Raw genomic sequence first — 8628 nt, 5'->3', positions numbered from 1 at the left:
GGTCAACTCCCGCCTGTCCGCGGCCCAGTTCCGCCGCAGCGCCTTCGTCTCGGTGCCCAACGCCGGGCACGTGCCGGAGCTGGAGTCGACCGGCTCGGCCGTCGCCGGCGGCCCGGCGGGCCTGCGGGCGCCGTTCGAGGTCGCGGGCGAGCAGCGGGACGGCCTGCCCGGGGGCGATCCGGACGAGGGCGGCGAGGGCCTGGTCGGCCGCCCGGTCGTCGGGCCGGGCGGCGAGCTCGACGAGTGCGGGCGCGGCCTCGGCGGCGAGCGGTCCGAGTTTGGCCAGCAGGCTCGCCGCCGGGTCCTGGGCGGCGAGCCGGGCGACCGCCGGGACCAGCCGCGCCGGGGCGCGGCGCGAGACGTGGCAGGCGTGGTCGGCCGCCCACAGCGCCTCGGACTGCACCTCGGGGCGCGGGTCGCCGAGGGCGGTCTCCAGCAGGGCGAGGGCCGCCTCCCGGTCGGTGTCGGTGTCGCGTTCCAGCAGGGTGTCGACGACCGCGCACAGCAGTTCCTCGTGGTCGGAGCTGTAGCGGTCGACGGTGAGCTCGCGGGCGGGCAGCAGGCCGAGTACGGCCGCGTGGAGGGCGGCTTCCCAGCGCTCCTCGTTCCGCAGGCAGACCAGGACCGCGGCCAGCCGCAGCGGCACCGGGGTCTCCCCGCCGAGCAGCGACCTGGCCTTCCCGGCGGCCGCGCCGAGGTCCACCCGACCGAGGGCGACGAGCAGTTCGGCCGCCACGTCCGGATTCTCCTCGACCGCCCAGCGCTCCCACAGCGCGGCGGGCGCGAGCGCGCCGTCCCCGGTGTGGCCGACGGCCCAGCCCGCGGCCAGCCGGACCTCCTCCTCCGGATGGGCCAACAGTGGGAGAAGCAGCGGGAGTTGGGCGACGACGGCGGCCCGGACCGCACCGTCGGCGACCTCCCACTCGTCCTGGCTCTCGGCCATTGCGCCCAGCAGGCCCAGCAGCTCCGCCGGCCGGCGCCCGGCGGCGGCGATCCGGGCCAGGTACGGCACGGCCTCGACGGTGGCCGAGTACACAGTGCCCTGGTGGAGGACGGTGCCGTACAGCTCGGAGAGCGCCTCCTCGGCCGCGCCGTCCTCGCCCTCGGCGAGCGCGCGCAGCAGTGCGGGCAGGTCCTCGGCGCTGCCGTAGGCGTGCGAGAGGGCGGCCCAGGGGTGGTCGTCGAGCCCGGTGAGGGCTGTGATGGGATCCATGGCCGCGATCCTGGCAGGCGGGGCCGACAAGCCGCCGGGCCGGGCTGTCCGGGGAGTTGTCAGTGCCCCGGGTTACGCTCCCGGCACCCTGAGGAAACACCCGGGGCCCGCTCCTCCGAATTCGCCTACGGGGAGCGGGCCCCGGCCCAGGCAGACCGGGGCGTCGAACGGGTCGACGTCCGGCGACGCGTGCGCGGCGGCGCCGGCCCCGGCCCGGTTCAAGGGCGCCGCCCGGCCGTACGGGTGGGCCGGCGCTCGGGTGGAGCTGGCAAGCTGGCCCGGTCGGGCGCCGGAGGGCGCCCAGCGACAAGGGGGTGCCGGTGATGGACGGATCGACGGTTCGGCGGGTTCCCCCGCTGGACCCGCAGGTGCGGGCGGCGCTGGCGGCCGCCGGCGACCGGGCGCGGCAGGTGCTCCTCCCGGAGCAGCTGGCGGCCTGGCAGGAGCAGGACGCTGCGGCCCGGCCCCGCCCGACGGTGGAGCAGCTGCGGGACGGCGGACGGTTCGAGGTGACGGAGCTGCGCGTGCCGCGGACCGGTGACGAGGGCGAGATCACGCTCGTCAGCGCGCGGCCCGCCGGGGTCCGCGGACCACTGCCGTTGCTGTACTACCTGCACGGCGGCGGGATGGTGACGGGCAACGCGTGGTCCGTGCTGCCCCGGCTGCTGCACGGCTGGGCGCTGCCGCTCGGCCTGGCGGTCGTGTCCGTCGAGTACCGGCTGGCGCCGCGCACCCGCTTCCCCGGGGCCGTCGAGGACTGCTACGCCGGGCTCGCCTGGGCGGCCGAGCACGCGGGCCCGCTGGGCATCGACGCGCGGCGCGTGGTCATCGGCGGCAAGAGCGCCGGTGGCGGGCTCGCCGCGGCCCTGGCCCTGCTGACCCGGGACCGCGGCGGCCCCGCGCCGGTTGGCCAGCTGCTGCTGAGCCCGATGCTCGACGACCGCGGCGACACCTTCTCCAGCCACCAGATGGCCGGCCACGACACCTGGGACCGCACCTCCAACGCCACCGCCTGGCAGGCGCTGCTCGGCGACCGGTACGGCGTCACCGACCTTTCGCCGTACGCCGCCCCGGCCCGCGCCACCGACCTGGGCCGACTGCCCGCGGCGTACCTCGACGTCGGGTCCGCCGAGACGTTCCGGGACGAGGCCGTCGCCTACGCCGACGCGATCTGGCGGGCCGGCGGGGAGGCCGAGCTGCACGTGTGGCCGGGCGCCTGCCACGGGTTCGACACCCTCGCCCCCGGGGCGGCCGTCAGCCGGGACGCCCACGAGGCCCGCACCCGCTGGCTGCGACGCGTCCTCCAGGGGTGACGCCGGGCCGCACCGGGGCCGGGCCGCACCGGGCCCGGCCGCAGCGAGGCCGAGACCAGGCCGCACCGCAGCCGCACCGGGGCCGGGCCGGGCCGCCGGTCAGAGCCAGCCGCGCTCGTCGGCGACCCGCAGGGCCTCGGCGCGGTTGCGGGTGCCGGTCTTGGCGATGGCCGAGGAGGAGTAGTTGCGCACCGTCCCCTCGGAGAGGTAGAGCTTCGCGGCGATCTCCGCCACCCCGGCGCCCGAGCGCGAGGCGTTCAGCACGTCGCGCTCGCGGGCGGTGAGCGGGGAGGCGCCGGCGGCGAGGGTGGCGGCGGCCAGCTCCGGGTCCACCACCCGCTCCCCCGCCGCGACCCGCCGGATCGCGTCGGCGAGCACCTCGGCCGGGGCGTCCTTGACCACGAAGCCGACCGCGCCCGCCTCCATGGCCCGGCGCAGGTAGCCGGCGCGGCCGAAGGTCGTGAGGATGACGACCCGGCACCACGGCGCCTGCTGGGCCAGCACGGCGGCCGCGGCCAGGCCGTCCAGCCCGGGCATCTCGATGTCGAGCAGGGCGATGTCCGGCCGGTGCTCCCGGGCCGCCTCCGCGACCTGGTCGCCGCGGCCGACGGCGGCGACCACCGCGAAGTCGTCCTCCAGGTCGAGCAGGGTGCGCAGCGCGGTGCGGACCAGCTCCTGGTCCTCGGCGAGCAGCAGGCGGATCGTCATGGCGTCCCTTCGTGGGCGGAGTCGGGACTGCCGGCCGGCGCCGCGCCCGTCGGGACCGTCACCAGCAGCCGCCACCCGCGCGGGTCGAGCGGGCCGGCCTCGACCGTACCGCCCGCCGCGGCGACCCGTTCCCGCAGGCCGGTCAGGCCCTTGCCGCCGCCGGTGCCGCTGCCCTTGCCCTCGACGGTGCCGTTGCCGTCGCCCGGCCGGTTGCCGGCGCCCGTGCGGTCCGTTCCGCCGGTTCCGTTCCGGGCGCCCGTTCCGTCGTCGCGGATCTCCACGGAGGTCGCGGTGAGCAGCACCGAGCAGCGCTCCGCCCGGGCGTGCCGGACGACGTTGGTGATCCCCTCGCGCAGCACCCAGCCGAACAGTTCGCGCTCCCGCGGCGCGACCGCGTCGGCCGCCGTCGGGAGGTCGGCCACCACCCCGGCGGCGCGCAGCAGTTCGCGGCCCCGGGCGAGTTCACCGGCGAGCGTCACCTCGCGGTAGCCGGAGACGGCGGCGCGGACGTCGGACAGCGCCTGACGGGAGAGCGTCTCCACGGCCGCCATCTCCGCCACCGCGTGCTCCAGGTCCTTGCCCGCGAGCCGCTGGGCGAGGCGGGACTTGACGGTGATCGCGGTGAGCGAGTGCCCCAGCAGGTCGTGCAGGTCCCGGGCGATCCGGTTGCGCTCGGCCTCCGAGGCGAGCCGCGCCACCTCGGCGCGGGCGGCGACCAGGGCCTCGTTGGTGGCGGCGATCTCCGCGAAGGCCACACAGGTGAGCGAGGTGAACAGCAGGGCCAGGGCCTGGAATCCACCGGGCCCGGTGTGCCAGGGGCGCACCGCCCACGGCACCAGCAACGCGGCCGCCGTACCGGCCGCGATCACCTTGGCGGCGTGCTGGCGCCACTGGATCGCGACCGCGGAGACGACCACGGTGGCGAGGAAGAACGCGGCCTCGTGGGCGAACGGCAGCACGGCCAGGAACAGCAGCGTCATCACCGCGAGCAGCGGCCCCGCCCAGCGCCGTCGGCCCCGTCCGAGGGCGAGGGCCAGCAGCACGTGGCAGAGGCCGAACGCGACGACCACGGTGTATCCGGCGACCGCGGCCGCCCCGGAGACGGTACCGCTCATGGCGACGGCGGTGAGCGCGGGGAAGACCATCATCCCGCTGCCCAGCAGGAGGCGGCGCCACCCCCGGGCCCAGCGCTTGACGGGGCTCGCCTCGCCCTGCTCCCGGGCGGAGGGCGCGAACGCCCGGCCCGCGCTCCGCCGGCCTCCGCCGGAGTGGTCGTGCTCGCTCACCGTCGTCTCCCCCGTCCTCACAGCCCGGCGAACAGGCTACGCAGGTGCCGCCCGTTGACGACCGCGGCCACACCCAGCAGTGCGAGCCCGCAGACCCCCTGCTCGATCTTCATCCACACCGGGAAAGCCCCCGGCAGTGCGATGATCGCGACGATGGCGACGAGCATGACGGCCGAGACGATCCGCAGCCGCCGGAACGCGCCGCGGGAACCGTTGGCGGCCCGGACGGTCAGCAGCAGGGTGAACAGGGCGCTGGCCACGACGATGGTGCCGCGGACCAGCACCGGCGCGTTGACCATCGCGTGGTGGTCGCGGAGAGCGAGGGCGGCCGCCAGAGTGACGACGCTGAGGCCGAGGTAGGCGAGCACGAGCCACCTCACGGTACGGAAGGCACGACGGGTGTCGGGGTGCTGCAGGTCGGTGGAGGTCATGGCATCCATGCTGGTCGTCGGCCCGCCGACCGGGGCAGTGTGTTCGCGCACCGGCCCGCCGTGACAATTGTCAGCGGGCCGCCGTCACGGGACCGTTGCCGGTGGGCCGCCGTCCGGGGCCGTTGTGAACGCCCGGGGCTCCTCCCCCGCCGGTTCGGCGTCCAGCAGGCACACCATGTGCAGCTTCGCGACGGCCAGCCCGTCGACCACGACGGCCTGGGGCTCCCGCCCCCACACCTCGAAGCCGCAGGCGGTGTAGAGCCGCAGGGCCCGCTCGTTGCCCTCCGAGACGGTCAGCAGCACCTGCCGCAGCCCGCCGTCCCGCGCCGCCGTGCGCAGCACCTCCCGCACCAGCGCGCGGCCGATCCCCCGCCCACCGGCGCCGCGCGCCACCGCCATGCCGTACAGCGTGCCCTTGTGCCGCTCCTGGCTGCGGCGCGGCACCTTCAGCCCGGCAGTGCCGACCAGTTCACCCGCGCCGTCGAAGGCGCCGATCAGCGCGCCCGGCCCGGCCTCGGCCGCGGCCAGCCGGTCCAGCGTCGCGGACAGCGGCTTGCCGGCCTCCTCGGCGTGGCTGGAGGTGAAGGCACTCGGTGTCTCGCGCAGCGCCGCCAGCCGGAAGGCCCGGTACGGTACGGCGTCCACGACGCCCAGCGGGCGCAGCCGGACGGCCCCCGGGGCGCGCCCGGCCGTCGTGCGGTCCGCCGTCGGGCACCCTGTCGTCGCGTGGTCAGCCGGGTGGCATCCGGCCGTCGCCTGGTCAGCCGCCGAGCGCTCAACCGAGACGGACACGGGTGCACCTCGTCACGTACGGAAGGGCGATCTCCTCTCGGCCGGCCAGGTCCGGGTGGGTGGCCAGCAGCTGCTCGACGTCGGCGAGCAGGCGGACCCGCTCGTCCTCCGGGAGCGCGATCACGTAGCTGCGCGAGGCCACCATGTCGACGATCCCCGCCGGGGTGGTGGCGTGCTCCCAGCGGATCTCCAGCCGCTCGGGTGTCCCGAACGGCGCCGGCAGGAGCGGCAGGGTGTCGATCCGCGGCGGCGTCGACCGGTGCATCAGCAGACCCAGGGCGGCCGCCCAGGGCTCGGACTCGTCCCGGACGTTCCACACCAGCGCGAGCGTCCCGCCGGGGGCGAGCACCCGGGCGATCTCCGGCAGCGCGGCCGCCGGGTCGAACCAGTGCCAGGCCTGCGCCACCACGACGGCGTCCACGCTGTCGTCGGGCAGCGGGATGCGCTCGGCCGAGCCCGCCCGGACGGCCGCCTTCGGCACCGCCGCGGACAGCCGCGCCCGCATCCCCTCGTCGGGCTCGACCGCCACCACGTCCAGGCCCGCCTCCACCAGCAGCGCGGTCAACTTGCCCGTCCCGGCGCCCAGATCGAGCACCCTGCGGGCCTCCCGGGGCACCGCCGAACCGACCAGTGCCCGGGGATAGCCCGGCCGCCCGTGCTGGTACGCGTCCACCGCCGCCCCGAACGACCGCGCCCGCAGCCGCCCGGCCCACCGCCTGGTCGCCCCCTGCCGGGTCATCCCGCAGGCCCGCCCGATCTCCTCCCAGGTCGCCTCCCGCCCGCGCCGCAGCTCCTCCACCAGCTCCGTCCGCCGCTCCTCCAGCGCCTCGATCACCCCCGACAACCTCCGCAGCCCGTCGACGCCGCCCCCACCGGCCACGTCCTCCGCCACCCGCCGACCAAGATCGCCCATGTCCATGGCCCGGCACTGTACGGACCGTCGACGGCAACGTCAACAACCATTGCCACTACAGGCAACAGATGTTGCCCTCAGCACCCTGCGCACGCCCCGCCCGCGGCACGGCCGGCGCCTCGATCCAGCGACACTCGGCACGGATGATCGCGCCGGCACCGGCCGACGCCGTGCGGCGTGCCGGGTGTGACCGGGGATCCCCGTCCGGGTGATTGGCGCGTTGCCGGTTGACCGGAGTCGCCGTACGTAGCACGAACTCGGCGCGAAGTTCGGGGACTTGGCGAGGAAACCCTTCGCATGAGCGAATCCGGAGCGGGTCGGCGGCGCGCGGGCGGCGGGGCGAGAAGCCTGGTGGGAGGGCGGCGGCCGCTCCCGGCTGCGACTGGTGTGCGAAATGTCGGGGTTGCCCGATAGATTGCCACAAGTCGGTTGCGGGACGGTATTTTTGACTTTCGGTCAGGATGTCCTGAACTTGGCTATGCTGCACCACCACGCCTCCGGAGCCGGTCCCCCCGTTTCCCCGTACTGTTCCGATCGTTTGAGGATGCTGAATGCTTCGAGCTGGATCGTCACCCGCCAGACGGCGCCGAGCGCCCCTGCTCGGCTGGTTGTTGCCGACGGCCGTGATGGCGGCGGCCGTGGCGGTCGCCGCGGTGGCGGTGTCCGCCGGGGCCCGGGCCGGGGTGCTGTGGTGCGGAGCTACGGGCACCGTGCTGGTGGCCGTGGTGGCCGCCGAGTCGGCCCGCCGGGGGCGGGCGCTGGGCGAGTCCCGTGACCTGCACGCCCGGCAGGTGGAGGAGTGGCAACGCCGCCTGGCCGCACAGGAGGACGAGCTGGACCGGCTCGCCCGGCTGGAGATGCGCCGGGTGGTCGCCGGAGCCCGGTACGGCTACTCCTTCGACGTCCTGACCCGCCCGCTGGAGGAGAGCGACGCACCCGTCTCGCCCAGGTTCCGCCGCTCCCTGGTGGCCGTCGCCGAGGCGGTCGCCAAGGCCGTCGACGACGAGGTCAGCCGGCGCGACTCGGCCGAGCGGGCCTTCGTGAACATCGCCCGCCGGGTGCAGGCCATCATCCACCGGCAGGCCAAGGACCTGCGGGAGATGGAGGACCGGCACGGCAACGACCCGGCGGTCTTCGACGACCTGCTGCGCCTGGACCACGGCAACGCGCTGACCGGCCGCCTGGCCGACAGCATCGCCGTCCTGTCCGGCGCCCGCCCCGGCCGCCAGTGGACCCGCCCGATCGCGCTCTACAGCGTGCTGCGCGGCGGCATGTCCCGGATCCTGGAGTACCAGCGGGTGGACCTCCACCCGGTGGCCCAGATCTCGGTGACCGGACCGGCCGTCGAACCGCTGATCCACGCCGTCTCCGAGCTGCTCGACAACGCCACCCGCTACTCCCCGCCGCACACCCACGTGCACCTGAGCGCCTCCGAGGTGCAGAGCGGGATGGCCATCGAGATCGAGGACGGCGGCCTCGGCCTCACCGACGAGGCCCGGTTCCGCGCCGAGCGCTCGATCCGCGAGGCGATGGTCTCCAAGGACTTCGACGACCTCACCGAGTCCCCCCGGCTGGGCTTCGCCATCGTCGGCCGGCTCTGCCAGGCGTACGGCTTCCAGGTCTCGCTGCGCCGCTCCGCGTACGGCGGCGTGCGGGCGGTGCTGGTGGTGCCGCAGGAGCTGCTGACCACCGCGCCGCCGACCGGGCGGGCGCACGGCATCGGCGCCTTCTCCGGCCCCCGCCCGCTGCCCGCGAACCCGTCCCGGCACACGGCCTCCGGGCGCCCGTGGGGCACCCGGACGACCTCGGCCGGCGTCGGCCCCTCCTACGGCTCGACCAACCCCTGGGGGCCCTCCGGCCCGGGCGCCGGGGACGACGAGGTGATCGTGACCGAGTGGACGCCCAACGGTCTGCCGCAGCGCCGGCGGAGCCGCCCGATGGTGCCCCGGGGCGGCTACCGCGGGGCCGCGCG

7 protein-coding genes and 1 pseudogene are annotated in these 8628 nt (G+C 76.1%); 2 read left to right on the top strand and 6 right to left on the bottom strand.

Annotated elements, in window-relative coordinates; genetic code table 11:
* Nucleotides 1-1213, bottom strand: a pseudogene (locus AB0E96_RS34900) (hypothetical protein); the annotation flags it as partial.
* A gap of 323 nt (nucleotides 1214-1536) precedes the next feature.
* On the opposite strand from AB0E96_RS34900, the gene AB0E96_RS34895 reads away from it, so the two are divergent.
* Nucleotides 1537-2526: an alpha/beta hydrolase gene (locus AB0E96_RS34895; RefSeq protein WP_359829815.1), complete on the top strand. Its 990-nt coding sequence runs from the start codon at nucleotides 1537-1539 to the stop codon at nucleotides 2524-2526.
* A 99-nt stretch (nucleotides 2527-2625) separates the two neighbouring features.
* Here AB0E96_RS34895 and AB0E96_RS34890 read toward each other — a convergent pair whose 3' ends face one another.
* The 5 genes from AB0E96_RS34890 to AB0E96_RS34870 form a co-directional block, all read right to left on the bottom strand.
* Nucleotides 2626-3234, bottom strand: a complete 609-nt coding sequence (locus AB0E96_RS34890; protein ID WP_359829814.1) for a response regulator transcription factor — start codon at nucleotides 3232-3234, stop codon at nucleotides 2626-2628.
* Nucleotides 3231-4520: a histidine kinase gene (locus AB0E96_RS34885; protein ID WP_359829813.1), complete on the bottom strand. Its 1290-nt coding sequence runs from the start codon at nucleotides 4518-4520 to the stop codon at nucleotides 3231-3233. The genes AB0E96_RS34890 and AB0E96_RS34885 overlap by 4 nt, the downstream gene beginning before the upstream one ends.
* Nucleotides 4521-4537: 17 nt before the next feature.
* The gene (locus AB0E96_RS34880; protein ID WP_359829812.1) at nucleotides 4538-4951 is read right to left on the bottom strand and encodes a hypothetical protein; all 414 of its coding nucleotides are present in this window, start codon (nucleotides 4949-4951) and stop codon (nucleotides 4538-4540) included.
* Nucleotides 4952-5035: 84 nt separating this feature from the next.
* Nucleotides 5036-5743, bottom strand: a complete 708-nt coding sequence (locus tag AB0E96_RS34875) for a GNAT family protein (RefSeq protein ID WP_359829811.1) — start codon at nucleotides 5741-5743, stop codon at nucleotides 5036-5038.
* The gene (locus AB0E96_RS34870; protein ID WP_359829810.1) at nucleotides 5727-6662 is read right to left on the bottom strand and encodes a class I SAM-dependent methyltransferase; all 936 of its coding nucleotides are present in this window, start codon (nucleotides 6660-6662) and stop codon (nucleotides 5727-5729) included. Before AB0E96_RS34870 ends, AB0E96_RS34875 begins: the two co-directional genes overlap by 17 nt.
* A 545-nt stretch (nucleotides 6663-7207) precedes the next feature.
* On the opposite strand from AB0E96_RS34870, the gene AB0E96_RS34865 reads away from it, so the two are divergent.
* On the top strand, nucleotides 7208-8628 hold a 1421-nt coding region (locus AB0E96_RS34865), incomplete at its 3' end, for an ATP-binding protein (RefSeq protein WP_359829809.1).

The sequence above is a fragment of the Kitasatospora sp. NPDC036755 genome, from assembly GCF_040636595.1.
GTDB lineage: Bacteria > Actinomycetota > Actinomycetes > Streptomycetales > Streptomycetaceae > Kitasatospora.
The sequence above is the reverse complement of the archived record's forward strand: the minus strand, read 5'-3'. Positions and strand labels throughout refer to the sequence as shown.

Excerpts from the sequence above, each read along its gene's own strand:
- AB0E96_RS34890 (WP_359829814.1), bottom strand. The coding sequence starts at position 3,234 with ATGACGATCCGCCTGCTGCTCGCCGAGGACCAGGAGCTGGTCCGCACC.
- AB0E96_RS34895 (WP_359829815.1), top strand. The coding sequence starts at position 1,537 with ATGGACGGATCGACGGTTCGGCGGGTTCCCCCGCTGGACCCGCAGGTG.
- AB0E96_RS34880 (WP_359829812.1), bottom strand. The coding sequence starts at position 4,951 with ATGACCTCCACCGACCTGCAGCACCCCGACACCCGTCGTGCCTTCCGT.
- AB0E96_RS34870 (WP_359829810.1), bottom strand. The coding sequence starts at position 6,662 with ATGGACATGGGCGATCTTGGTCGGCGGGTGGCGGAGGACGTGGCCGGT.